This window comes from Aminobacter niigataensis, assembly GCF_946995915.1.
GTDB classification, from domain to species: Bacteria; Pseudomonadota; Alphaproteobacteria; order Rhizobiales; family Rhizobiaceae; genus Aminobacter; species Aminobacter niigataensis.
Window position 1 is genome coordinate 3,850,613 of record NZ_OX341517.1, and the last position, 24,032, is coordinate 3,874,644.

Here is a 24,032-nt window from a genome sequence, read left to right on the forward strand (position 1 = left end):
GGGTATGCAAGTCCCCTCCTCGATGCAACCTTTCAGCATGGGCAGCAGATACACGCGCTGCAGTCATAAAGGTGCGGAATGGAGCAGCAGGTGCGAACCGTCGATCCCGTGACCCAGGAGATCATCCAGGGCAAGCTACTGTCGATGGTCGACGAGATGGGTATCGTGATGGCGCGGACCAGCATGAGCCCCGTCATCTACGAGGTTCTGGATTTCGCCTGCGGCATCTGCACCCGCGACTGCGACCTGATCGCCCAGACCAACGGCATCACGCTGTTCACCGGCACCTTCGCCACCCAGGTTCGCAGCCTGGTCGAACGGTTCGCCGACGACATGGCGCCTGGCGACGTGCTGGTCACCAACGACCCCTATGCCGGGGGCACGCATTCCTGCGACCTGGCGATCATGCGACCGATCTTTGCCGAAGGCCGCATCATCGCATTTGCCATCAATGTCGCCCACTGGCTGGACGTCGGCGGTGCGGTGCCCGGCAGCCTGCCGCCGGACGCCAATTCGGTGTACCAGGAGGGCCTTCGCCTGCCCTGCGTCCGCATTGCCCGCGACGACAAGCTGCTGCCTGACATGGTCCGTATCATCAGCGAGAATGTCCGCCTTCCGGAAGTGGCGTTGGGCGACCTCAATGCACAGCTTGCCACTGTGCGCATCGCCGAGCGCCGCATCCTGGAGATGGTCGAAAAGTACGGTGCGGCCACGATCCAGGGCGCATTCGACCACCTCCTCGACGTCAGCGAGCGGCGTAGCCAGGACGTCATCGCGGCACTGCCGGACGGCATCTACGAGGCAACCGACATCATCGATGGCGATGGCATTACCACCGACCCCATCGAAGTGAAGGTCGCCATCCGGATCGAGGGCGGCCGCATGGAGGTGGATTTCACCGGCTGCCCACCAGCCGCGGCAGGCCCGATCAACTGCGCGCGCGGGGCACTCAGCTCGGCAGTGAAGACCATCTTCAAGGCGCTGGTGGCGCCACAGGAGCCGTCCAACGAAGGGTGGTTCCGGCCGCTTTCGGTGATCGCTCCCAATGGAACGGTCTTCACGGCGCAGAAACCCTCGCCGACAGGCTGGTACTACGAAGGCTCCGTCCATGCCTCCGAACTGGTATGGAAGGCGCTTGCACCGCTGATGCCGGAACGTTTCTCCGCCGGCTCCTATTCCAGCCTGTGCGTGACATACATCAATGGCCGGACCGCCGACGGCGAAGAGTTCATCCACATCGAGCCGCAGCATGGCGGCTGGGGTGGAACGCCCGGTCGCGACGGCGCCAGTGCGGTGATCGCCCTGACCGACGGCGATACCTACAATTACTCGGTGGAGCTGATCGAAGCCAAATTTCCGCTCCACGTTCGGCGCTACGCGCTCAATGTCGAGGGCGGAGCCGGCGCAGGCCAGTGGCGCGGCGGCTTCGGGGTCGTGCGCGAATACGAGATCCTGTCCGGAGAGGCCGACATCCACAGCGGCTTCGGCCGCTCGAGGACGCCGCCCTGGGGCATGGACGGCGGCGGCGCGGGCAGTCTCAACCGGCTCGATGTCGTGGACAAGGAGGCGGCGAACACCACCTCCTATGGGCGCCTGTCTCACCGCCGCGTCGTCAAAGGCGACTTGCTGCGTATCGCCACTGGCGGCGGCGGCGGCTGGGGCGATCCAACCAAGAGAAGCAAGGATGCGATCGCCGAGGACATCAGCGCCGGCTACATCAGCGCGGAACGCGCGGCATCGGAATACAACCACCGGGGCACGACGACGAAATGATCAGACTTGCAACCGATGTCGGCGGCACCTTCACCGATCTCGTTGGATATGACGAGAAGACGGGCAAGGTATTCACCTCGAAGAGCCTGACCACACCCCAGGACCAGTCCATCGGCGTGCTCGACGTGATCGACCGCGCAGAGAGTGCCGGCGGCCTGGACCCCGACAAGGTCCGGTTCTTTGCCCATGGCGGAACGACGGTGATCAACGCGATCACCGAACGCAAGGGCGTCAGGACCGCCCTGGTGACCACTGCCGGGTTTCGCGACGTCCTCGAGATCGGCCGCGGCAACCGCCCCGACCTCTACAATCTCCAGTTCCACAGCCCCGAACCGTTCATCCCCAGGAAGCTGCGTACAGAGGTCCGCGAACGGGTCGGCGCGGACGGAAGGATCATCGAACCGCTCAACGAGGACGATGTTCGCCAGGCCGCGCGCCTGTTTCAGGACGAGGGAGTTGAGGCCGTAGCGGTCATCTTCCTGCACAGCTACGCCCATCCGGATCACGAGAAGCGCTGCGCAGCGCTGCTGCGCGACCTGCTGCCGGGCGTCACCGTCTGCGCCAGCTACGAGATCTCGCGCCAATGGCGCGAATATGAGCGCACCAACACCGTTGCCCTCAACGCCTATGTACAGCCGATCATACAGCGCTATTTCGCCAATCTCGAAAAGGCGCTTGCCGCCAAGGGCGTGTACTCAGCCTATTATGCGATGCTGTCGAATGGCGGAGTCGCGACGTTCTCGCAAGCCGTCGCCAGTCCGCTGACCCTTGTCGAATCCGGCCCTTCGGGCGGTGCAGCTGGCGCCGCCAGGATCGGCGCGATCCTCGGCGAAAAGGATGTCCTTTATCTGGACGTTGGCGGCACGACGGCAAAATGCACGCTCATTCGCGACGGCAAGCCAAATCTCGACGCCGAATACAAGTTGGAATGGGCCCGCACCTTCCCCGGCTATCCGGTCCAGGTGCCGGTGGTCGACATCGTCGAGATCGGCTCGGGCGGAGGCTCGATCGCATGGATCGACGCCGCCGGCGGCCTGCGGGTGGGACCGAAAAGTGCCGGGTCTTCGCCCGGACCGGCCTGCTACGGGCTTGGCGGAACCGAACCGACGGTCACTGACGCCAAGGTGGCCATCGGACTGCTTGATCCTGCCGCATTTGCCGAAGGCGCGATGACCCTCGACGTCGAACTCGCGCGCCAGGCCATCACCAGGCTGGCCGGACCGCTCCGTCTGTCCGTCGACGACGCTGCCCAGGCCATCATCGACGTCGCCGAATCCAACATGATCAACGCCCTGAAACTGGTCACCGTCCAGCGCGGCCACGATCCGCGCGACCTTGCGCTGATCGTAAGCGGCGGCGCCGGGCCGATGCTGGGCGCCCGCCTCGGCCGCGAACTCAACGCCAAGTCGATCATCATCCCACCGCATTCGGGCATCTTCTCGGCCTGGGGCATGCTGGCAGCCCATCCGCGCGCGGACATTCGCAAAACCTGGTTCTCGCCGCTGGCCGCCTCGTCGCTTGGCGAACTGGCCGACCTGTTCACCGGCATGGAAGATGAGGCACTGTCCTATTTCGATCTCGACGGCAAGGGCGACATCGCCTTCAGCTACACCGTCGAAATGCGCTATCGCGGACAGGAGCATAGCGTGTCGACGCGGTTCTCGCCGTCGATGCAACTCGTCGATTTCGCCGAGGCCTTCCATCTTGCTCACGAGACCGCCTACTCGTTCCGCCTGCCCGATGCACGCATCGAGGTGACGAACCTGCATCTTCAGGCCGAGATTGCCGGCAATGTCATCGACTGCCCTCTGATCGACGATAATGGTCGTACTGTCGCCAAGGCGCGCAAGGGCGAACGCAAAGTCTATTTCGGCAACGATGGCGGCTGGAAATTCTGCGCTGTCTATGATCGTAACGGTCTGCCCTGCGGCGAGCGGCTAAGTGGCCCGCTGCTTGTCGAGGAGCCAACCACGACAACGCTTGTTCATGCAGGGCAAGTCCTGGAAATCACTGACCGGGGCATCATGGTAATCACGGAAGAGGTCCGCTAGCCCATGGCCATCGCGATTGGAATTGACAACGTAACCAGGACCTTTGGCACCGTCAAAGCCCTGGAGCGCGTGGGTATTAAGATCGGGGCCGGCGAATTCTTCACATTGCTCGGTTCGTCGGGCTCCGGAAAAAGTACGCTACTAAAGCTGATCGGCGGCTTTGACCGTCCCACCACCGGGCGGGTCCTGTTCGATGGCCAGGACGTCACCGACATGCCGGCAAACCGCCGCCCGTCAAACACCGTCTTCCAGGATCTCGCCCTGTTTCCTCACATGACAGTGGGAGAGAACGTCGCCTACGGACTGAAGGTGAAGGGCGTAGCCGCCTCTGAACGCAAGAAGCGCGTAGACAGCACGCTCGCTCTGGTCGATCTGGCAGGATTTGCCGAGCGCAACGTCAATGTTCTCTCCGGTGGACAGCGGCAACGGGTCGCTCTGGCGCGCGCACTTGTCATGGAGCCGGGCATCCTGCTTCTCGACGAGCCCTTGACCGGGCTCGACGAAAGGCTGCGCCAGCAGATGCGCGACGAGTTCGGCAGGCTGCATCAGCGGACCGGGTCGACCTTCGTGCTGGTCACCCACAATCAGGACGAGGCGCTGAGCCTCAGCGACCGCATGGCCATCATGCACAAGGGCAGGATCGAGCAGGTGGGACGGCCGGCCGACTTCTTTGCCAATCCCGCCAATGATTTCGTCGCACGTTTCGTTGGCATGGAACGCGTCCTCAAGCCCGAAAGGCTGGAACGCAGCGGCGGCGACACGGTCGCCATCATAGCCGGTGAGCGGCTGGTTCTGCCAGGCGCTCGCGACGTTGGGGAAATGGGACTCCTGGCGGTTCGTCCCGACCGAATTTCGCTCGCGAACGGGCATGCAGCGCCCGGCAGTTCACTCAGAGCTACCGTGGCCGGGCGCCAGTTTCGAGGCCGGTTCTTCGACTTCTATCTCGAACTTGGCGACGGCCAGAAGCTCGACGCCGAGATCCCGGTCGAGTTCGCCGACGCCTGGCCCGAACCGGGCAATCCAGTGCGGCTCGAATTCGCCGGCGGCGCCTTGGTACCCGTGCCCGCATCGGGAACTGCGCCGAACCGTGACACCTGATCATCCTGAAGAAATCTCATAAAAAGAAGGGGTAACACGATGACAAATCACATGAATCCTTTGAACAATCCGATGGCGAGCAACTTCAACCGACGCCAGTTGCTCAAGACCCTCGGGGCCGGCGGTGCGGCACTGGCGGGCGGAACCCTGTTTCGGCCAATGGCGGCACTGGCTGCGAGCGATCTGGCATTCTGGGCGACCGGTACGCTCGACGTCGGCGATGCCTGGTCTCGGGCAGCCGACGACGCGGGCCTGAACGTTGCCTTCACCGACAATGGCAACGATCCGGGTCCGGCTGTCGCCCGCCTGGTCGCCGGCAACGCCAACGACCTCTTCGATATCGGTGGCCTGCAGGGCGGGGCCGAGAAGGAACTGGCGGTCCAGGGCGCAATCGTTCCCTGGGATATGTCGAAGATCCCCAACTACGAAAACGTCTGGCAATGGGCGAAGGATATTCCCTACCTGCACCATGACGGAAAGCAGTATGGCCTGCCGGCTGTCATCAACGCAGACTCGATCATCTATCGCCCCGACAAGCTGGGCAAGGTCGACAGCTATGGCGTCATCTTCGATCCGAAGCTGAAGGGCCAGGTGGCGATGGAAGACGCCTGGATCAACAGCGCGGTCTTTGCCGCAATGTATCTGAAGGAGTCGGAAAACCAGAAGATCGGCAATCCGGGCAACCTGACCGCAGACGAGCTTGGCCTGGTGATGGAGTTCCTCATCAAGCACAAGCGAGACGGCCAGTTCCGCACCTTCTGGAGCGGCTGGGAACAGGGCGTGCAGCTCGTCGGCGACGGCGAGGTGCTCGCGATGACTGGGTGGGAGCCCATCGTCTACGAAGGTCGCAAGCGCGGCCTGCAGGTCGAGTATGCGGCGCCCGTCGAAGGCTACGAAGGCTGGGGCAACAACCTGGTGCTGCTCAAAGGTGCGGTCGACCGCGGCCTTGGCGATGACGCCCACAAGTTCGCCAACTGGCTGTTCGACGGGTTCTATGGCTGTACGCTTGGCGAACAGCGCGGCTACGTCGTGCCCAGCGATCGCAATGTCGCCTACGCCGAGGCGCACGCAAGCGAGTTCGACCCGGCAAAGGTCAAGGCGCTCGCCGAGCACGTCAAGGCCAAGTTCAGCGGCAAGGTCGCCTGGCAAAACACGCGCCCGGACAATTTCCAGCTCTACGAAGAATGGTGGCAGAAGCTGCGTAACGCCTGATTGCGACCAACAGCGGCGGGAGCGGTTCGCGCTCCCCCCGCACTTTTTCTGGAAACCAGATGAAATCGCCCGGTCTTTTGCTTGCACTGCCGACCGCACTCATCGTGCTGTTGCTCGGATTCGTTCCCCTGATCGTCATTCTGGTCTGGAGTTTCTGGACCTGGGACCCCGCGACCTATTGGATCAGGCCGGAGTTCAGCCTGGCCGGCTATGCAGCGATCCTCGACGCCGGGCGCTGGAGCGTCATTGTCGGATCGCTGGGCAAGGCATTCCTGACCGCCGCAATTTGCGTGGTCATCGGCTACCCCGCGGCAATGGCGGTGCATTTTCTGGCAAGCAGGCGAACGGCACTGCTGCTCATGGCGCTGTTCACCATCCCTTTCTTTACCTCGTACATGATCCGCGCCTTTTCCTGGCGGCTGGTGCTGGGCCGCAACGGCCTGATCAATGGCTGGCTGATGGACCTGGGAATCGTCGACCAGCCACTCGACTGGCTCCTGTTTTCCAATTTTGCCGTCAATGTCGGCCTGGTCGCCTCCTACCTGCCATTCGTCATCTTTCCGCTGATCCTGTCGATGCAACGCGTCGAGCCGTCGCTGCTCGCCGCCAGCCAGGACCTTGGCGCGAGCTTCTGGCGCACCTTCCGCTCGGTTCTGCTACCGCTCACGCAAGCCGGCATATTCGCCGGATTTCTCTTCGTCTTCGTCATGGCGGCAGGGTCGGCGACCGAAGTGCAGATGCTTGGCGGCGCAGCCGCATCGATGATCTCGGTGATGATCAACGACGTCATGCGGGTTGTGAACTTCCCGCTGGCCTTCGCAATCTCGACCGTGGTGCTGATCATCCTGTTCGGGCTGATATTCATCGGCAACCGTCTGTTCAAGCTGACCAGACTGTTCGAGGGTTTCACATGGTAGCCAGTTTCGAAAGCCGCCCGCTGAAGGCCGCCATCTGGTTGATGACAGCCATAGGGCTAGCAATCATCTACCTGCCGCCGCTTTATCTGGTTGCAGTGTCATTCAACCCGGCATTGCAGCCGGCCCTGCCGGCGCTCTCCGATGTCAGCCTGACCTGGTATTTCGCGCTCGCCAAGGAACGCACCCTCATCAGTGCATTGCAGGAATCCCTGCTGGTCGCGACCATTACCGCGCTGGTGGCAACCGGCCTCGCGCTATTGTCGGCGCTCGCTTACATGGACCTCGGCAAATGGCGCTCGCGCTGGTTCATGTTCGTGTTGCTGCCAATGTTCGTTCCCGGCATCATCCAGGGGCTGTCGCTTTCGGTGATCTTCGGACGCATCGGTCTGAAGCCATTTTGGGGCACAGTGGCGGCGAGCCACCTTTTGTGGGCGCTACCATTCGCCTTCACCGTCATCCTGACCAGCATGGCAGCCGTCAGGCGTTCCTACCTGCTTGCGGCGTCCGATCTCGGCGCCTCCTGGTGGCGCCAGCTGGTTGATGTGACATTGCCACTGATCAAGCCAGGCCTGGTGGCCGCTTTCATCTTCTCATTCCTGCTGTCGCTGAATGAATTCGGCCGAGCCTTCTATCTGGTCGGACGGCAAAACACGCTGCCACTGGCGATGTTCGGCAAGATGAACTCGGGCGCGTCGCCAACGATCTATGCCCTGTCAGGCTCGATTTTTCTGGCTTCAATACTGGCGGTATCGTTCGTGCTTCTGGCAGCACGGGCCAACGACCGAAAACTTCGTCGATAGGGAGCCTCCTCTCCTCATTTTGGTCCGGTTGGGACAGCACTCTTCGACGCTCCAGAAATTCACTGCCGCATCGAAGATGGCCTCGGCGTCAGATACGATCAGTCGCCTGCTCCGATCGGTTGATGTCGATCAGAATCACAGCGGCGATCGCCTCCGCCATGATCGCCGCCGGACGCGACGACTGCTCGTCCGTGGCTTGTCGATCGACTCGGCGTCCGCGCCGTCGGTCGTCGATGACGGCAAGCTGGTGACTGGTTGATCTTGCGGCGGACAGTTCTCGCGGCCGCCGCTATCTTGAGCGAGTGTGTCAAGCACTTGGCAATGGATTCGACGAGTTGCGGCACAAAGGATCCCGCCTGATTGAACGAAAAGCCAAGCGCCAGTAGATTCCGTCAAGCTATCGTCGACATCCTTCGGTGATGGAGTGACGCCGCCCGACAAACTTATGCCACCATGCCTTCGGGCAGGTTCCATAGGCCAACGTAGGACCCAAAACACTCAATCCTCCCCACCGCCAACGCCATATGAGATGACTGACAGGAAGCGGATGGGGAGTTTGATCAGTGCGTCTGGTCCGTGTGGCGCGTCGGCGTCGAAGAACAGGCTGTCGCCCGGCAGCAGCCGGTAGACCGATGTGCCATGGCGGTAGTTGACCTCGCCTTCGAGCAGGTAAAGCAATTCCATCCCGGAATGCTGAAACAACGGGAAGGTATCAGTGTCCTTGGTCAGCGTGATGAGATAGGGCTCGACGAAGATGCCACCCGTGTTGGAGCCGATGTAACCCAGAAGGTTGTATTGATGACCGGCCCGCGTGCCGCGCCGCCCGACCTCGACACCTGTTCCTGCCTTCACGAAGACGGCGGTGCGCTCCTGTTCGAAGCGCCTGAGCAAGGACGAGAGCGGCACGGCCAAAGCCTGGGCGAGCGCCTGCAACGTGGCCAGTGACGGCGAGATGTGCCCGTTTTCGATCTTGGACATCATGCCGAGCGACACGCTTGCGGCGTCGGCAAGCTCGGCGAGGGTCATGCCATGACGCTTTCGACAGAAGCGTACTTCGCGCCCGATCGCGGACTGCAGGCGGTTCTCGCCGCTGTCGCGCAACGAATGCGGATTCTGGCAAAGGCTTGCGGGTTGCTCGAGCAGGTCGTTCTGCTGCTCGCAAACGTGCGCCAAGAGGGCGAGATGTGCTTCTTCCACTGTCGTTGACCTCCCGCTCAGAGTTGCTGGAAAAGGCTTCGCCCGAACCACACCCGCTATCGCCCGCGTCACTCGCGCGAATATGGGAAACCGAGCATTGCCGGCTGGCCGGTCCGGAAGCGAACCCCCATCAACAGGATGATCGAAGCGAGATAAGGCAAAGCGAGCAACAACTGGCGCGGCACGCCGACGCCGACCACCTGGGCGTGGGTAGCGACAGCCTCCAGGAAGGCAAACGCCGCAACGGCCATCAGCACACCCTTGGGCTTCCAGTTTCCAGCTATGAGCGCGACGACCACGATCCAGCCGCGGCCGGCCGAGAAATCAGCGATGAAGCGATCAGAGAAAGCGAGCATCAGGAAACCACCGCCGAGCCCGGTCATGGCGCTACCAAACATCACCGCGCCATATTGGCGGACAGGTACGCTCAGCCCCTTGACGTCAAGCGCCTTCGGATTCTCGCCAAGGCAACGCAGCTCCAGGCCATAACGCGTACGATAAAGCAGGAACCAGATCGCCGGAACGATGAAGAGCGCTGCGTAGGTCAACAGCCGCTGCGAGAACAGCACGGGGCCGATGAAGGGGATGTCCGACAGGAAGGGCAACGGCACGTCCTCGAAGCCGGCGAAGGAGGGTTGCGGGCCACCGCGAACGTAGCTTTGAAACCAGTACAGCGTGATACCGTCGGCAAAGAGATTGAGACCGAGGCCGGTGACGAAGTGGTCGACACGCATCGTCGCCGTCATGAAGGCGATGATCAGGCCCATGACGGCGCCAGCCAGGATCGCTGCGAGCACCGCCAGCCACAATGAGCCGGTCGACGTCGCCACGAAATAGGCGATGAACGAGCCCATCAGCATCGTGCCCTCGACACCCATGTTCCAGATCCCGGCGCGCTGGGTCACGAGTTCGCCCATGGCCGAAAACAGCAGCGGCGTCATCGTCCGCAAAGTCGCTGCGAAAATGCTGATGAGGATGGCTTCCTGAAACAATCCGCTCATGACGCGGTACCCCTGACGATCTTGTAACGCGCCATCACGCTGGCACAGAGGACGAAAAGCAGGATGATGCCCTGCATGGCTGGCACGAGAGACGCCGGGATGTCGCTGACCACCCGCATCGACACGGCACCACTTGCCAGCCCGCCAAACAGCAGTCCCGCAAGCACAGTGCCCAGCGGCCGCAAGCCGCCGATCATGCCGACGATGATGCCGGCGTAGCCAAGTCCGACCAGGTTGTCGGCCTTCAGCCGGTGCCCGACGCCGTAGAGTTCGATGACCCCCGCAAGGGCTGCGAGTCCACCGCTGATGCACATCACCGCAATGATGGTCCTGGCGATATTAGTGCCCTTGTGGCCAAGCGCGACAGGATTGGTTCCCAGTGCCTTGATCTCGTAGCCGAGTGCGGTCCGGTCGAGCATGACGGCACAGCAAATCGCAGCGACGAAGGGCAACAGCACGCCGATATGGAGCTTGGTTCCAAACAGCAGCGGCAATTGCTCCGCGGCCGGAAGCGGCACCGACTGCTGATAAGAAGCGCCATCGCCGATTTCGGCCCAGGGTCCGCCCGCCAGAAGGTAAGACAACAGGTAGATTGCAAGGTAGTTGGTCATCACAGTCGAAACGATCTCGTTGACGCCAAAGCGTGTCTTGAGGATCGCGCAGGCCCCGCCCAGCAGCAGCCCGCCGGCGACGCCGAACAGGATCACCCCGGGAAAGAACAGCAGTGGCGGCAGGCCAGCCAGGATCTGGCTGCCGAGATAGCCGGCCATCGCGCCGGCAAAGACCTGGCCTTCCTGGCCGATGCTCCATATCTGGGCGCGAAAGGCGATGACGGTTGCCAATCCCGTCAGGATCAGCGGCGTCGACTTGATGAGGGTGGTCATCACCGCTTTCTGCGAGCCAAAGGCACCGAAGAACAAAGTCCTGAACGCCTCTAGGGGATCAGCACCGGTCGTTGCCACGATGAGTGCGGAGGCAAGCATGCCAGCGGCCAGTGCGGCCACCAGCGTGCCGGCTGTCCACCATGGATTGGCTTCGATGCGCCGTTCGATCCGGATCATCGTCCAGCCTCCATCCTGCGGCCGGCCATCAGCATACCAACCTCTTCCACTGTCGTTGTCTTGGGATCGACGACACCGACGATCTCGCCCTTGAACATCACCGCTATGCGGTCGGCGAGATTGAACAGGTCGCTTAGCTCTTCGGAGGCCAGCAGGATCGCAAAACCCTCTTCGCGCTTCTGCAGCAATTGGGCGTAGACATATTCGATGACGCCGATGTCGAGGCCGCGCGTCGGCTGGTTGGCGAGCAGCAGCCCCGACGAATGCAGGAACTCGCGCGCCAGGATGACCTTTTGGGCGTTGCCACCGGAGAGGTTTTCGACCGGCACCTCGTCGTCGCGCGCGGCGATCTGGTAGCGGGCCATCATCGTCTTCGACAGCGCTGCGATCTTGCCGCGATCCAGAAACAGGCCGGTGCGGTACTTGGCGTTGCGCTGCCAGCCGAGGATGAGGTTTTCGGCGATGCTGAACGGCCCGACCAGACCCTCGCGAAAACGGTCGTCGGGAATGTGCCCCACGCCCCTGTCCATCATGGCGCGCGGCGTGCGCCGGCTGACGTCCTCGCCGTTCAGCCTGATCGTGCCTTCGCGTGCCCAGCGCACACCCGAGAGAACTTCGAAAAGCTCCTTCTGGCCGTTGCCGGCGACACCGGCAATGCCGAGGATTTCGTGCCGGGCGATCGACAGCGAAACCTGGTTCAGAACCGCCTCGTTCCAGTAGCCCCTGGCGCCGAGACCGCTGACTTCGAGCACGGTATCGCCGGGCGCGATTGTCGACTTGTTGACCGAAAACGACACCTCGCGGCCTACCATGAGCCGCGCCAGTTCTTCAGGCGACGTGTCCCTGGTCTGGACAGTGGCGATTGCCTTGCCCTTGCGCAGCACCGTGACGCGGTTCGACTGCATCACTTCGGCGACCTTGTGGGTGATCAGGATGATCGACATGCCGTTGGCGCACATCTTGCGCATGATGGCGAACAGGAGCGCGGACTCATCAGGTGTCAGCACCGCCGTCGGTTCGTCGAGAATGAGGATCTGGACGTCGAGGTAGAGCGCCTTGAGAATCTCGACCCATTGCTGGCGCCCGACCGCCAGTTCCCAGACATAGGCGTCGAGATCGATCTCGATGCCGTAGGCGTCGCACAGGCTCTTCAGCTTTTGCCTGGCTGCTCTGTCGTCCAGCCGCCACCCGGATTTCTGGGTTCCGACAATGATATTTTCCAGCACGGTAAATTCGGGCACCAGCACGAAATGCTGATGCACCATGCCGATGCCGAGCTTGATCGCGTCCCTTGGCGAGTGCATCTCGACTGGTTGGCCGCGTACGACGATCTGCCCGGCGTCCGGCGTGCAGAAACCGAAGATGCAGGCCGACAAGGTCGACTTGCCCGCGCCATTTTCACCGAACAGGCAGTGGATCTCGCCGACCTCCAGGTCGAAGTCGACGCCGTCATTGGCCGTCACGCCGGCGAAGCGCTTGGTCAGACCTTCAACGCGCAGAGCTGTCGACATTCGAAAATCTGTCCTGTCATCAGTCAGTGGGATGGGGAGTATCCTGCCGGGACCGACCTCTCGGCCCGGCAGGAGCGTTGTCTCAATTGGGCTTGGGGGCTGATACATCGAGCGGTACCTGGAACTCGCCTGAGATGATCTTGGCCTTCAGCGCCTCGACCTCTGATATCACCGGTTGCGGCAGCGTCGCCTCGAAGCCGTGATAGGGAGCCATGCCGGCACCGCCATCCTTCATGCCGCGCCAAATCCGCTCCGTGCTGCCGGCAAAAGGCTTTCCCTCGACCTTATGCTGCCACCAGGCATCGACGACATGGGTGATGTCCGGATCCCAACGGATCACGGTGCTGCTGACGATGGTGGTCGGGGAGAAGCTGGACTGATCCTGATTGCTGCCGAAGCAGATGATCTGAGCAGCCTCGCATTCCTTGAAGTTGTCGGTCTGCTGGAAGATGACGTCGGCGCCGGTGGCGATCTGCGCATGGGTGTATTCGGCCGACTTGGCCGGGTCATACCAGGACTCGATGAAAACGACCTTTTCCTTGATCGACGGATTTACCGACCTCGCCCCGGCAAAGAAGGCGTTGATCGGGTCGTTCACGTCGTCGGCGGGAAATGTGCCCACCGTGCCAAGCACGTTGGTCTTGGTCATGCGGCCGGCGATGACACCAAGCAGGTAGGCAGGTTCGTGGACACGCTTGTAGAGCATGTACTGGTTGCCGCCCAAGCCTTCGTTCCCCGAACCCGTGACGACGAAGAGTATCTCGGGGAATTCGTCCTTCAGCTTCTTGACCTGGTCGGAATAGGTGCTGTGCGCCCAGATGACGTCATACTGGCCACTTTCGGCGAACAGCCGCATGGCGTCGCCCGCATCGTCGCCCCATAGCGGGTCGGTGTATTTCCAGCTCAGCTCAAGCCCATGCGGCTTCGCCGCCTTCACCCGCTCGAGCGATTCTATCAGTGTTCCGTCCCAGCCGCTTTCCACGCCGGAAGCCAGAATGACCGCGATGCGAAGCTTGTCCGGATTTTCGGCGCGCGACACCGACGAAAGCGCAAACAGCGCAAGCACAGCCATTGCCAAGGAGGCAACCAGCCTGCCGGTCAATCGTCCAATCATGATTTCTAACTCCCATTGGTTGTCTAGCCCAGTTTGGTCAGGCCCTGCTTTGCCCGGTGTATGTCCACCGGTGCATATTTCCCTCGTTCACAAATCCAGCACGACGATTTCCGACAGCGCCCGCGAACAGCACGGCGTCATCTGGTCATTGGCTGCATGTTCGGCATCGGTCAGATAGAGGTCGCGGTGGTCAGGCAGCCCGGCAAGCACGCGGGTCACGCAGGTTCCGCAGATGCCTTGCTCGCAAGATACCGGGATCTCGATACCGTTGGTGCCGAGCACCGAGACGACGCTTTCGCCTGCTGGAACGGCAAAGACCTGGCCCGTGCTGGCAATCTGGACGGCAAACGACCTGTCATCGCTTGATCCGACATCAGCGATCTTGCCGAAATACTCGCGGTGAATGGTTTCCTTCGGCCACGACCGTTCGGCTTCGCCGATGACGGCGTCCATGAAACCGCGTGGTCCGCAAACATAGAGATGCGTGCCCTTTGGGCTCGACTGCAACAATTCCGCGATGTTCAGTTTCTGCTCGGGTGGTCCGTCATCGCGGTGAAAATGAACCTGCGTCTTGAACGGACCCGTCTCTAGCTCGGACCGGAAAGCCATCCGGTCGAGGTTTCTGGCGCAGTAATGCAGCGCGAAGTCCTGTCCCAGGGTCGATAGCCTGTGGGCCATCGACAGGATCGGCGTCACGCCAATCCCTCCGGCCAGCAGCAGTGACGATGACGCCTGTTCATTCAGCGGAAAGGCGTTGCGTGGGTGGCTGATCTCGATCACATCGCCTGACTTCAGCATATCGTGCATGAAGATCGAGCCGCCAGCGCCCTTCTGATCACGCAGGACACCCAGGCGGTAGCGGTGGCGCTCACTGGGATTGTTGCGAAGCGAATATTGGCGAACAAGCCCGTTGGCCATGAAGACATCGACATGCGACCCCGCCGTGAAAGCCGGCAGGTCCTCGCCACTCCAATCGACCAGTTCGAAGCCGGCAATATCCTGGGCTTCGGTGGTTTTGGCAGCGACCCGGACTTGCAGGCGCGCAGAACGGTTGACCTGGTGGATCATAGCATTTCCATGGGCAGACAGCGCGATGTTCATGCTCGCCTCCTTCCTGGCCTGTCAGGCAAAACGTGGAACTTTGCGGCTACGGTTCCGATTTCGCTGAACTGGCCTGCTCAACTCGCGATCGGCGCGCCGAGCCCGAATTTCTTGGCGAGCGCACGCCGGTATTCAAGCGACAGGCGATCGCAGGGAACGTGGATTTCCTCTGTCAGATCGAGCGGCAGGTCTTCCGGGCGCTGTTCTTCGACCATCGACTTGTCTTCGTCGTTGATCAGCATCTGGAACTTCTTCCAGTATTCGCCGTCCGGATTGCCGGTGGTGTCGGTGAGCAGCTGGAAAATGCGAGTTTCGCGGGCTGAAACCGGACACACCGTATCCGCCAGATATTGCACGTAATCCGAGCCTTCCGGATCGATGATGATGATCGTCGAAAACGGATAGGTCAGCTCATAGCTGTAGACGACGTTGCGCTCGGTGCCCTCGACGCCGTCAGGGTAATAGTTGGCGCCGTTCGGGTATGGATAGGAAAAGCGCAGTCCGAACTCCGCATGATCGACCGTGTATTGCGGAATAGGAACCGCTGTCGCCGAGCCGAAGCTTTCGGCATGAACCCATGGAAAATGGGCGACGTCATTGAAGTTTTCGACATGGCGGCTCGCCGCCGCGTTCCACGTATCCTTGGGCAGATAGACCGTCTTCCAGTCCGCGTTGGAAAGTCCAGGCCATTGCGGGATCGGCCAGATCGGCTCGCCCTTGAGGCATACCCAGATTATGCCGTAGCGCTCCTCTGAAAGCACGGTCAGCAGCCTGAGCCTGGGCGGTATCTTTGCCGTCGGATCGGTCATCGACGGAATCTTGGTGCACTGTCCGCCATGGTCGAAATGCAAGCCATGCATCGGGCAGACGATCTGGCCGTCGGCCATCCAGCCGGAGCTGATCCTGGTGCCGCGGTGGGGACAGATGTCGCGGGCGACGGCCACGCCCTGCGACGTCCTGTAGAGCACAAGGTCGACATCCAGGAGGCGGGCCCGCACGGGCTTTTCGCCAACTTCGTGAGCATATTCCACGGGATGCCAGAACGAGGAGAGGATATGCCAGTCGCTTTCCGCGAATGTGCATCCGGGCGGCAGCTCGCTCTTCGTCTTCGAGTTGTCGACGGGCAAAAACATAAGTTCAGCTCCCTGGAGCCCGGCCCGATTTGCCATATCTGGTTCGTCGGATCGGCTTTGATTTTCGTAGCTGGATAGTCGGCGAACAGAGGTTTTTGAGGAATGTCCTTGCCGATCCAATGGATATCTTGAATGAAGATCGCGATGGACCGCCGCTTGAAATGCCGGGACAGCGAGGTACGTTACGTGCTCATCCACTGCCGGTTGGAGCCAGCCAATGCAGACAATCGTCGACCCGGAGCACGGCTTCACTTTCGGTGAGGCGCTGTACAATGTGGGAGGGGTTTATGGCCCGCTTCGTAATCGTTACGTGACGCTGCTGCTGGTCCACGAAGGAACAGCCAAGGTGACCTGCGACGACGAAGTGACGATCGTGGAGCGTGGCGAATGCGGCGTCTTTCGCAACGAACAATACGTTTTGTTCGAATATGATCGCGGCCGGGTGAGTTGGTGCGAAGGCTCACCGGGAACCTTGACGGAGTCGATTGCGCAGCGTCTGCGCCAAGTGCCCGCCAAGATTCCGATATCCGAGTCGCTTGAAGCACTTCAGCGCCTTGGCGTCGAACTGGGCTCCGGATCCACGGCCAATCTCAACATGCTGCGCAACGCTCTGGGGCAGACACTCTACGCAGTCTATTTTCACGAAGCCCACGTTTCAGAGCGGGATCGGCATATTCCCCGACCCGTCCATCGCGCCAGAAACTACATCGAGGAAAATTCCGAGAAGGACGTCACGATCAACAGTCTGGCGGAGCTGGTGGCGCGAACGCCGCAGCACCTCATTCTGTCGTTCCGCAAACATATCGGCGTCACACCGGCCCGCTATCTCTGGCAGGTGCGCGGAAAACGGGCGCGTCATCTGCTCTTGCACAGCGGCCTGACGATAGCGGAAATCGCATATCAATGCGGCTACAAGAACCCCTACCATTTCTCGCGTCAGATCAAGCAGCTTTTCGGTATGTCGCCAACTGAAGTGCGCGCGAATATGGGCTACCATAAGCCAAGCGAAGTTGCCGAAGATACGGTCGATATCGCGTACTGAGCGGTGTGGAATTTTCGTGGTCTGTCAGCCGGGCCGCGACAAGGCAAGCCCGGCTGATCTTAAGTGATATGGCCGCAACCGGATCGCGCCGTTGTCGACCGCCCGAACGCCGTACCTAGTTGGGCGACAACGCCGTCATCAGCCCGTCGATCTCTTCCGACCATTCCTGCAGCCACCGACGCTTTGTCGTTGCATCGAGCCAGGAGCCGTCGATGCCCGCCAGGATGGCATCCCGGATGTCGCGCGGGGTGAATTTCAGCTGTTCAACCGCCTTGACGTATTCGTTCTCGAGGTCGGTGAAAAACATCGGTGGATCGTCGCTGTGGATCGAAAGTGTCAGTCCGAAATCAAGCATCTGGCGAATGGCGTGATCTGGCGCCGACAGATCGTGCCACGCCGAAGTGACCGCTGCAGTCGAGGGGCATACGGTGAAGAGCACACCCTCATCCTTGCAGCGCTGCATTAGTTGCGGGTCATTGACGACATTGTAGCCATGATCGATGCGCTCGACCTTCAAGGCGTCAAGCGAGCCTCTGATGTAGGCGGCCGGCCCCGTTTCGCCGGCATGTGCGGTCACATGCAGCCCGGACTTGCGCGCATGTGCAAAGACGTCGCCGAAAGGCTCGGGCGGAAATGGCGCCTCGTTGAAGTCCAGGCCGATACCGATCACTTCGTCGGTTCGATGCGCGAGGATCAGTTCGACCATCTCTTGTCCTGCCGCCGGCCCGCGTTCGCGGTTGATGCCGGGCACGATGCGGCTGACAACGCGAAAATCCGTCTCGGCGTCCTTCATGCCGCTCAGGATGCCCTTGAGCTGCGTTTCATATGCTACCCCGCAATCAAGATGTGCGTGCGGGCTGAAGAAGAACTCGACGTAGCGCGCGCCGCTGCGGGCACAGCGCTCGAGCATCTCGTAGGTGATGCGCCTGAAATCGTCGACGTCGACGACGCTTGCCGACACTGCTGAGTAGATGACGAGGAAATCCTCGAGGCTCTTGAAACGATAAAGGTCCTTCGCGTCGTCGACTGGTGGCAGATGCACGCCATTCTTCCTGGCCAGATCCAGTGCGGTTTGCGGGTAAATGGCTCCCTCCAGATGAAGGTGAAGCTCGGTTTTTGGGACTTTCCGGATGAATTCTTGGATATTCACTGGTCTTCTCCACTGCCAACGTAGCTCGCAATTTGTATTGCGCGGACGCCAGGTGGACGATTTTCTGGCCACATCGAGCTTCACAAAGGCATTTGGCGGTTGTCGCCGGCTGCGCCTCATCGTCTCATCGCAATGGCCAAAGTGTCATGCATCAACGCAGCAAACGAAATATCGGCGACGCTCCGAAGCATATCGTGAATGAAGATAGCGATGAGCCAACGTTGCGGGCCTGAGGGCAATCACGCAGAATGCAGCGGCTATCGGGGCGAGTAGATGAAGATCGTCGTTGACCAGGAGGACGGTTTTTCCTTTGGCGAGGCCGTGTATCCCGTGGGGGGAGTGTACGGGCCGCTAACCGGCAACTATGTCGCGCTGCTGCTGGTGCATGAAGGCACCGCCAAGGCGACATGCGACGGCAAGATCACCATCGTCGAAGCCGGCGAGTGCGGCTTGTTTCTAGGTGAGCAGCTGTCCGTGTTTGAGTACGAGAAAGGCACGCGCAACAAGGTAGGCTGGTGCGAGGCGTTTCCTGCGAACCTCCCGGACTCTGCCGCGCTAAGCTTGCGCAACGCGACCAGCAAGATCCCGATCTCCGCACGGATCGAGACTCTCCAGCGACTGGGTTTGGGGCTGACGCAGGGTTCTGACGCGGATACCCATATCCTTTGCGAGACATTGGGGCAGTCGCTGCTCGCCGCATATTTCCATGAAGCGCAGATATCGGAGCGAGAACGGCACACGCCCCGCTCCATCCACCGCGCCCGTCGTTATCTCGAAGAAAACTTTGCAAAGGAACTGACCCTTGGCCAGTTGGCCGACATGCTTGCGCTTACGCCCCAGCATCTGGTCTCGTCGTTCCGCAAGCACATTGGTGTCACGCCAGTTCGCTATCTCTGGCAGATACGAGCGAACCATGGCCGGCAACTGCTGCTTCACAGCGAACTACCGGTGATGGAAATAGCCGAACGGTGCGGCTACAAGAATCCCTATCACTTCTCGCGTCAGATCAGACTGCATTTTGGCATGTCGCCGACGGAGCTTCGCGCCCAGGCGGATCAGCGGATCTCCAGGGAGCCTACGGCATCATAGCCGCAAGCGGGATCGCTCACTCTCTGCTGTAGGGCACGCCGAGCGCTTCGGGCTGGTGCGTGCGCGACCTGAGCCCTGCCAGCAATACCAGCGAGGCGACATAGGGCAGGATCAGGAAGAAGTGGTGGGGGATGGAAACTCCGACCACCTGGGCATGGATCGCAACCGCCTCGAGCAGGGCGAAGATGAAGATCGCACCGACCACACGGAACGGCATCCAGTTGCCGGCAATGATGGCGACGACGACCAGCCAGCCGCGGCCGGCGATGAGATCGGGCACGAAGCGGTCGGAATAGCCGAGCATGAGGAAGGCCCCGCCGAAGCCCGACATCAGGCTGCCGAACATGATTGCCAGGCACTGGCGCCAGCCGACGCTCAAACCCTTGACGTCAAGCGCCTTGGGGTTCTCGCCGACGCAGCGGATCTCGAGGCCGTATTTGGTGCGGTAGAGAAAGAACCACACCGCGACCGGCAGCAAAAACGCGACATAGGTCAACAGGCGCTGCGAAAACAGGATCGGGCCGAGGAACGGAATATCCGACAGCAACGGAATGTCGACCTGATCGAAACCGGCGAACTTCGGCGGCTCGCGGCCGATGACATAGGTCTGGAACCAGAACAGGGTGAGGCCCGAAGCCAGGAGGTTCAGCGCCAGGCCGGCAACGAACTGTTCCGCCTTCAGGACGATCGTGACAAAGGACATGATCAGGCTGATCAGGGCACAAGCGAGCACGGCTGCAAGCAGCGCCAGCCACGGCGAGCCGGTGGTCGAAGCGACGACATAGGCGACCACCGCTCCCAGCAGCATCGTGCCTTCGACCGAGATGTTCCAGATGCCGGCGCGCTGGGTAACCAGCTCGCCCATGGCCGAGAACAGCAGCGGCGTCGCGATCCGGACCATGCCGGCCAAGATGCTGATCAGCAGCGGACCTTGCAGCAACTCAAGCATGGACTTTCTCCTCGACGCGCACCAACTGAAGCTTTGTCGCGACTGCGGCACAGAGGAAGAAGAGCAGCACCAACCCTTCCATCGCCGAGACCAGGCCGGCAGGCGTTCCGCTTTTCAGTCGCATGTAGATGGCGCCACTCTTCAGCGCGCCGAAGAAAAGTGCGGCCAGCATCACACCGCTCGGCCGCAGGCCGCCGACCATGGCAACAACGATGCCGGAGCTGCCGATGCCAAGCAGCGTCTCGGCGCGCAGGCGGTGCGAGGTGCCGAACAATTCGCCTGCCCCGGCCAAACCGGCGAGCGCACCCGACAACAGCATCACGACCAGCAGCAGCCGCCGGATGTTGGTGCCGCGGAAACGCAGCGCGGTCGGGTTGGAGCCAAAGGCGCGAATCTCGTAGCCGAGCGACGTTTTCTCGAGGAGCACGGCGCAGAAGGCAGCAGCAGCAAGCGCCAGGATGAAGCCGATATGCATCTTGCCTGAGCCCTGGCCGAGCAGGATCGGCCATTCGAGCAGCGGGTTGACCGGCGACGACTGGTGATAGGCAACAGTCAGCCCACTCTCCATCCACGGGCCGCCATCGAGAAGATAGGCGAGGATGTAGATGACGATGTAGTTCAACATCACGGTCGAGATGACCTCGCTGGTGCCGAAGCGGACCTTGAGATAGCCGGCAAGCAGGCCGAGCACGCCGCCGCCGACAAGCCCGGCAATGGCAATCAGCAGCCACGCCAGCCAATAGGGCAACGGTGCCACCCAAAGGCTCATCCAGTAGGCCGCCATCGCGCCGGCAAAGACCTGCCCCTCCTGGCCGATGTTCCAGATCTTGGCGCGGAAGGCGATGACCGTACCGAGCCCGACAAGCAAAAGCGGGGTCGCTTTTGCCAGCGAACCATAGAGCGCGTTCTGGCTGCCGAAGGCGCCCGTCAGCAGCGCCGAGAACGCCTTCGCAGGGTCACCGCCCGAAAAGGCCAGCAAAGCTGCCGACGTCAGGAATGCACATATCATCGCTGCGGAGTAACAGGCGACATTCCAGCTCAGGCTGCTGCCCGAGCGTCGTTGAACTGAAATCATTGGACTGTCCGTTCAGGCTCTTTGGCGTCTCCCGCCATCATCATTCCGAGGTCGAGCAATGAGGTTTCTTCAGGACGTACGATGCCCATGATCCGCCCTTTGAAGATCACCGCGATGCGGTCGCAGAGGCGCAGCAAGTCATCGAGTTCCTCCGAGGCCAGCAGCACGGCGAAACCGGCAGCGCGCTTCTCCAGGATCTTTTCGTAGACGAATTCGGAAGCCGCGACGTCGAGCCCGCGCGTCGGCTGGTTGGCGAGCAGCAGCCCGCGCGCATGTAGGAACTCACGCGCCAGGATGACGCGTTGCGCGTTGCCGCCGGACAGCCTTTCGACCGGCAGTTCGGCTGATGCCGTCACCACCTTGAATTCCTCGATCTTCTTGCGTGCGAGCAGGCCGAGCTTGCGCCGGTCGAGGAACGGCCCACGGCGATATTCCGGCGCGCGCTGCCAGCCAAGCACGAGATTCTCGGCGGTGCCGAATTCCGGGATCAACCCTTCGCGAAAGCGGTCGTCGGGCACGAAGCCGACACCACGGTCCAGCATTTCGCGCGATGTCGGTGCGACGATCGCCTCGCCGTCGAGCGAAAAGCCGCCGGAGCTCGCCGCGCGCACGCCCATCAGGACTTCGAACAGCTCCTTCTGGCCGTTGCCGGCGACACCTGCCAAGCCAAGAACCTCATGCTTGGCGATGTCGAAGCTGACATCCTTGAGTACATCCTCGGCCCAGTCGCCCTTGGCGCAGACATTACGCACGGAAAGGAAATCGCCAGCCGGCGTAACGGTTCGGTCGCGGACGTGCTTTGTCACCTTGTGGCCGACCATCAGCGCGGTGATCGCCTCCGCCGTGCTACCGGCCGTTTCCACGGTGGCCACGACCTTTCCCTTGCGCAGAATGGTGACGCGGTCGGACTGCATCACCTCGCGCAGCTTGTGGCTGATCAGGATGATCGACAGGCCGCGGCTGCGCATGCCCGAGATGATCCTGAATAGCTGGTCCGACTGCTGCGGGGTCAAAACCGCGGTCGGTTCGTCGAGGATCAGCAATTCGGCGCCGAAATACAGCGCCTTGAGGATTTCCACCCATTGCTGCTCGCCGACCGACAGTTGCCAGATCTCGCGATCCAGGTCGATGTCGATGCCGCACTCCTGGCAAAGAGCAACCACCTTGCGGCGGGCTTCCGACTTGTTGAGGAAGACGCCGACGTCGGAGCTGCCGACGATGATGTTTTCAAGGACGGTGAAGTTGGAGACCAGCACGAAATGCTGGTGCACCATGCCGATGCCGAGGCGGAGCGCGTCGGCCGGCGAGTTCAGTTCGGCGGTCTTGCCCTTGAACACGATCTCGCCGCTGTCGGCGCGGTAATAGCCGTACAGACAGGCCGAGAGCGTCGACTTGCCGGCACCGTTCTCGCCGAAGAGGCAGTGAATCTCGCCCTTGCGCACGTCGAGGCTGACGCCGTCATTGGCGGCGACCGCGCCAAAGCGCTTGGTGAGATTCTGGACCTTGAGCAGCTCTTCCACCACGACAGGCCGCACCATTTGCGCCGTGCAGTTCACTTCACTTCCGCCGTGTTCACTGCAACGACGAGTTCACGCGAAAGGATCTTCTGCCGGGTCGCGGCAATTTCCTGCTTCACGGCATCGGGCAACTTGGCTTCGAACTCATGGAAGGGCGCGATGTCGGTGCCGCCATCGGCCATGGAGAACCATTTCGGTTCCGCGTTGCCGCTAAACTGGCCACCGGCCTTGTGCTTCTGCCACTCGCCGACAAGCCATTTGAGGTCGGGCTCCCAGTTGATGACCGCGCTGGAAGCAAGCGCAGTCGGTGCATTCTTGCTCTGATCGCTGATGTTGGCGAAGCACATTATGTTGTGCTCTTCGCAAGGCTTGAAGTTGTCGGTCAGCATGAACACGACGTCTGCACCGGAAGCGATCTGTACATTGGCATGCTCGGCGGCCAGCGCATTGTCCGACCACGAGCCGATGAACGACACGCGATGCTGGATGTCGGAGCGGACCGAGCGCGCTCCCTCGAGATAAGCGTTGATCTGGTCGTTAACGTCGTCGGCGGCAAAGGTGCCGACCAGTCCGATGACACCGGACTTCGTCGTCCGTCCGGCGAGCATGCCAAGCAGATAGGACGGCTCATGCAGGCGCTTGTAGAGCCAGTACTGGTTGGCGCCGATCGGCGCATTGCCGGAGCCGGCCACCACGAACATGATGTCGGGGAATTCGGTGTTCAGCTTCTTGATCTGGTCGGAATAGCGGCCATGGCCCCAGATGATGTCGTACTCGCCGCTCTCGGCGTAGAGACGCATCGCATTCTCGGCGTCCTCGTTCCAAAGCGGATCGGTGTATTCCCAGGAAAGGTCGACGGTCGGTGCGATCTCGCCCTTGATCTTGTTGAGCGAGTCGAGAAGCGTGCTGCACCAGCCGACATCGACGCGGCTCTCCATGATGATGGCAATCTTCAGTTTGGTCGGCTCGGCCGCGAATGAGCGGGCAAAGCCCGCCAGCAGGATTGCTCCCGCAGAGCCGAGAAGTGCCGCGCGACGGGTGATGTTCGGTGCCATGTAAGGTTCCTCCATTCCAGCTCGAAAACTGTCCCATTCCGCCTGCCTGCTCGCGCTCAGCCTGCACAGGGCAGGCCGCGCAAAGCGGCGGAATTCCTGCACCAACGACGTTCCCCTTGGTCTTATCTGTCGTCGGTTTTCGGTCTTGCAACCATTAGCTCAAGCTTTCATGCCGGCTTGGGCGCA

Annotated in this window: 20 protein-coding genes; 8 read left to right on the forward strand and 12 right to left on the reverse strand. The window is 61.4% G+C overall.

Features of this window, described 5'->3' with window-relative positions; translation table 11 throughout:
* Positions 1–90 precede the first annotated feature (90 nt).
* The 6 genes from O1Y97_RS18875 (at position 91) to O1Y97_RS18900 (ending at position 7,851) form a co-directional block, all read left to right on the forward strand.
* Complete coding sequence (locus O1Y97_RS18875; RefSeq protein WP_318761989.1) at positions 91–1,773, forward strand: hydantoinase B/oxoprolinase family protein; 1,683 nt, start codon at positions 91–93, stop codon at positions 1,771–1,773.
* Positions 1,770–3,824, forward strand: a complete 2,055-nt coding sequence (locus O1Y97_RS18880; protein WP_318761990.1) for a hydantoinase/oxoprolinase family protein — start codon at positions 1,770–1,772, stop codon at positions 3,822–3,824. Before O1Y97_RS18875 ends, O1Y97_RS18880 begins: the two co-directional genes overlap by 4 nt.
* A gap of 69 nt (positions 3,825–3,893) precedes the next feature.
* Complete coding sequence (locus O1Y97_RS18885; RefSeq protein WP_318761991.1) at positions 3,894–4,922, forward strand: ABC transporter ATP-binding protein; 1,029 nt, start codon at positions 3,894–3,896, stop codon at positions 4,920–4,922.
* Positions 4,923–4,973: 51 nt separating this feature from the next.
* Positions 4,974–6,134, forward strand: coding sequence for an ABC transporter substrate-binding protein (locus tag O1Y97_RS18890; protein ID WP_318761992.1), 1,161 nt, complete (start codon positions 4,974–4,976; stop codon positions 6,132–6,134).
* Positions 6,135–6,193: 59 nt separating this feature from the next.
* Entirely contained in the window at positions 6,194–7,051 is an 858-nt protein-coding gene (locus tag O1Y97_RS18895) for an ABC transporter permease (RefSeq protein WP_318761993.1), read from the forward strand.
* The gene (locus tag O1Y97_RS18900; RefSeq protein ID WP_108608525.1) at positions 7,045–7,851 is read left to right on the forward strand and encodes an ABC transporter permease; all 807 of its coding nucleotides are present in this window, start codon (positions 7,045–7,047) and stop codon (positions 7,849–7,851) included. The genes O1Y97_RS18895 and O1Y97_RS18900 overlap by 7 nt, the downstream gene beginning before the upstream one ends.
* A gap of 498 nt (positions 7,852–8,349) precedes the next feature.
* Here O1Y97_RS18900 and O1Y97_RS18905 read toward each other — a convergent pair whose 3' ends face one another.
* The 7 genes from O1Y97_RS18905 to O1Y97_RS18935 form a co-directional block, all read right to left on the reverse strand.
* The gene (locus tag O1Y97_RS18905) at positions 8,350–9,024 is read right to left on the reverse strand and encodes a helix-turn-helix domain-containing protein (protein WP_404801289.1); all 675 of its coding nucleotides are present in this window, start codon (positions 9,022–9,024) and stop codon (positions 8,350–8,352) included.
* A 92-nt stretch (positions 9,025–9,116) separates the two neighbouring features.
* The gene (locus tag O1Y97_RS18910) at positions 9,117–10,049 is read right to left on the reverse strand and encodes an ABC transporter permease (protein ID WP_318761994.1); all 933 of its coding nucleotides are present in this window, start codon (positions 10,047–10,049) and stop codon (positions 9,117–9,119) included.
* Positions 10,046–11,110 (reverse strand): ABC transporter permease, encoded by a 1,065-nt coding sequence (locus tag O1Y97_RS18915; protein WP_318761995.1) that lies wholly within the window; start codon positions 11,108–11,110, stop codon positions 10,046–10,048. The genes O1Y97_RS18910 and O1Y97_RS18915 overlap by 4 nt, the downstream gene beginning before the upstream one ends.
* Positions 11,107–12,621: an ABC transporter ATP-binding protein gene (locus O1Y97_RS18920; RefSeq protein WP_318761996.1), complete on the reverse strand. Its 1,515-nt coding sequence runs from the start codon at positions 12,619–12,621 to the stop codon at positions 11,107–11,109. The genes O1Y97_RS18915 and O1Y97_RS18920 overlap by 4 nt, the downstream gene beginning before the upstream one ends.
* Positions 12,622–12,703: 82 nt before the next feature.
* Positions 12,704–13,735 carry a BMP family lipoprotein gene (locus O1Y97_RS18925; RefSeq protein ID WP_318761997.1) on the reverse strand — a complete coding sequence of 344 codons (1,032 nt, stop codon included), beginning with the start codon at positions 13,733–13,735 and terminating at the stop codon, positions 12,704–12,706.
* An 87-nt stretch (positions 13,736–13,822) separates the two neighbouring features.
* A complete protein-coding gene (locus O1Y97_RS18930; protein ID WP_318761998.1) occupies positions 13,823–14,836 on the reverse strand; it encodes a PDR/VanB family oxidoreductase in 1,014 nt (337 codons plus the stop codon).
* A 77-nt stretch (positions 14,837–14,913) separates the two neighbouring features.
* Positions 14,914–15,969, reverse strand: a complete 1,056-nt coding sequence (locus O1Y97_RS18935) for an aromatic ring-hydroxylating oxygenase subunit alpha (RefSeq protein WP_246389536.1) — start codon at positions 15,967–15,969, stop codon at positions 14,914–14,916.
* Positions 15,970–16,186: 217 nt separating this feature from the next.
* Between O1Y97_RS18935 and O1Y97_RS18940 the strand changes: the two genes are divergently transcribed.
* Positions 16,187–17,011: a helix-turn-helix domain-containing protein gene (locus tag O1Y97_RS18940; RefSeq protein WP_318761999.1), complete on the forward strand. Its 825-nt coding sequence runs from the start codon at positions 16,187–16,189 to the stop codon at positions 17,009–17,011.
* 115 nt (positions 17,012–17,126) lie between these two features.
* Here O1Y97_RS18940 and add read toward each other — a convergent pair whose 3' ends face one another.
* The gene (add, locus tag O1Y97_RS18945; protein ID WP_318762000.1) at positions 17,127–18,281 is read right to left on the reverse strand and encodes an adenosine deaminase; all 1,155 of its coding nucleotides are present in this window, start codon (positions 18,279–18,281) and stop codon (positions 17,127–17,129) included.
* A gap of 153 nt (positions 18,282–18,434) precedes the next feature.
* Between add and O1Y97_RS18950 the strand changes: the two genes are divergently transcribed.
* Positions 18,435–19,250: a helix-turn-helix domain-containing protein gene (locus tag O1Y97_RS18950; RefSeq protein ID WP_318762001.1), complete on the forward strand. Its 816-nt coding sequence runs from the start codon at positions 18,435–18,437 to the stop codon at positions 19,248–19,250.
* 16 nt (positions 19,251–19,266) lie between these two features.
* On the opposite strand, the gene O1Y97_RS18955 is transcribed toward O1Y97_RS18950, so the two are convergent.
* The 4 genes from O1Y97_RS18955 to O1Y97_RS18970 are packed head-to-tail and all read right to left on the reverse strand — an operon-like array spanning position 19,267 to position 23,846.
* The gene (locus O1Y97_RS18955; protein WP_318762002.1) at positions 19,267–20,199 is read right to left on the reverse strand and encodes an ABC transporter permease; all 933 of its coding nucleotides are present in this window, start codon (positions 20,197–20,199) and stop codon (positions 19,267–19,269) included.
* Entirely contained in the window at positions 20,192–21,274 is a 1,083-nt protein-coding gene (locus O1Y97_RS18960) for an ABC transporter permease (RefSeq protein WP_108608540.1), read from the reverse strand. The genes O1Y97_RS18955 and O1Y97_RS18960 overlap by 8 nt, the downstream gene beginning before the upstream one ends.
* Complete coding sequence (locus O1Y97_RS18965) at positions 21,271–22,830, reverse strand: ABC transporter ATP-binding protein (protein ID WP_318762003.1); 1,560 nt, start codon at positions 22,828–22,830, stop codon at positions 21,271–21,273. The genes O1Y97_RS18960 and O1Y97_RS18965 overlap by 4 nt, the downstream gene beginning before the upstream one ends.
* The gene (locus O1Y97_RS18970; RefSeq protein ID WP_318762004.1) at positions 22,827–23,846 is read right to left on the reverse strand and encodes a BMP family lipoprotein; all 1,020 of its coding nucleotides are present in this window, start codon (positions 23,844–23,846) and stop codon (positions 22,827–22,829) included. Before O1Y97_RS18970 ends, O1Y97_RS18965 begins: the two co-directional genes overlap by 4 nt.
* Positions 23,847–24,032: the final 186 nt, after the last annotated feature.

Bases quoted from the DNA above. Each gene is read 5' to 3' on its own strand.
- O1Y97_RS18880 (WP_318761990.1), top strand. From the start codon at position 1,770: ATGATCAGACTTGCAACCGATGTCGGCGGCACCTTCACCGATCTCGTT.
- O1Y97_RS18890 (WP_318761992.1), top strand. From the start codon at position 4,974: ATGAATCCTTTGAACAATCCGATGGCGAGCAACTTCAACCGACGCCAG.
- O1Y97_RS18895 (WP_318761993.1), top strand. From the start codon at position 6,194: ATGAAATCGCCCGGTCTTTTGCTTGCACTGCCGACCGCACTCATCGTG.
- O1Y97_RS18900 (WP_108608525.1), top strand. From the start codon at position 7,045: ATGGTAGCCAGTTTCGAAAGCCGCCCGCTGAAGGCCGCCATCTGGTTG.
- O1Y97_RS18910 (WP_318761994.1), bottom strand. From the start codon at position 10,049: ATGAGCGGATTGTTTCAGGAAGCCATCCTCATCAGCATTTTCGCAGCG.
- O1Y97_RS18915 (WP_318761995.1), bottom strand. From the start codon at position 11,110: ATGATCCGGATCGAACGGCGCATCGAAGCCAATCCATGGTGGACAGCC.
- O1Y97_RS18920 (WP_318761996.1), bottom strand. From the start codon at position 12,621: ATGTCGACAGCTCTGCGCGTTGAAGGTCTGACCAAGCGCTTCGCCGGC.
- O1Y97_RS18925 (WP_318761997.1), bottom strand. From the start codon at position 13,735: ATGATTGGACGATTGACCGGCAGGCTGGTTGCCTCCTTGGCAATGGCT.
- O1Y97_RS18930 (WP_318761998.1), bottom strand. From the start codon at position 14,836: ATGAACATCGCGCTGTCTGCCCATGGAAATGCTATGATCCACCAGGTC.
- O1Y97_RS18935 (WP_246389536.1), bottom strand. From the start codon at position 15,969: ATGTTTTTGCCCGTCGACAACTCGAAGACGAAGAGCGAGCTGCCGCCC.
- O1Y97_RS18940 (WP_318761999.1), top strand. From the start codon at position 16,187: ATGCAGACAATCGTCGACCCGGAGCACGGCTTCACTTTCGGTGAGGCG.
- add (WP_318762000.1), bottom strand. From the start codon at position 18,281: ATGAGGCGCAGCCGGCGACAACCGCCAAATGCCTTTGTGAAGCTCGAT.
- O1Y97_RS18950 (WP_318762001.1), top strand. From the start codon at position 18,435: ATGAAGATCGTCGTTGACCAGGAGGACGGTTTTTCCTTTGGCGAGGCC.
- O1Y97_RS18955 (WP_318762002.1), bottom strand. From the start codon at position 20,199: ATGCTTGAGTTGCTGCAAGGTCCGCTGCTGATCAGCATCTTGGCCGGC.
- O1Y97_RS18960 (WP_108608540.1), bottom strand. From the start codon at position 21,274: ATGATTTCAGTTCAACGACGCTCGGGCAGCAGCCTGAGCTGGAATGTC.
- O1Y97_RS18970 (WP_318762004.1), bottom strand. From the start codon at position 23,846: ATGGCACCGAACATCACCCGTCGCGCGGCACTTCTCGGCTCTGCGGGA.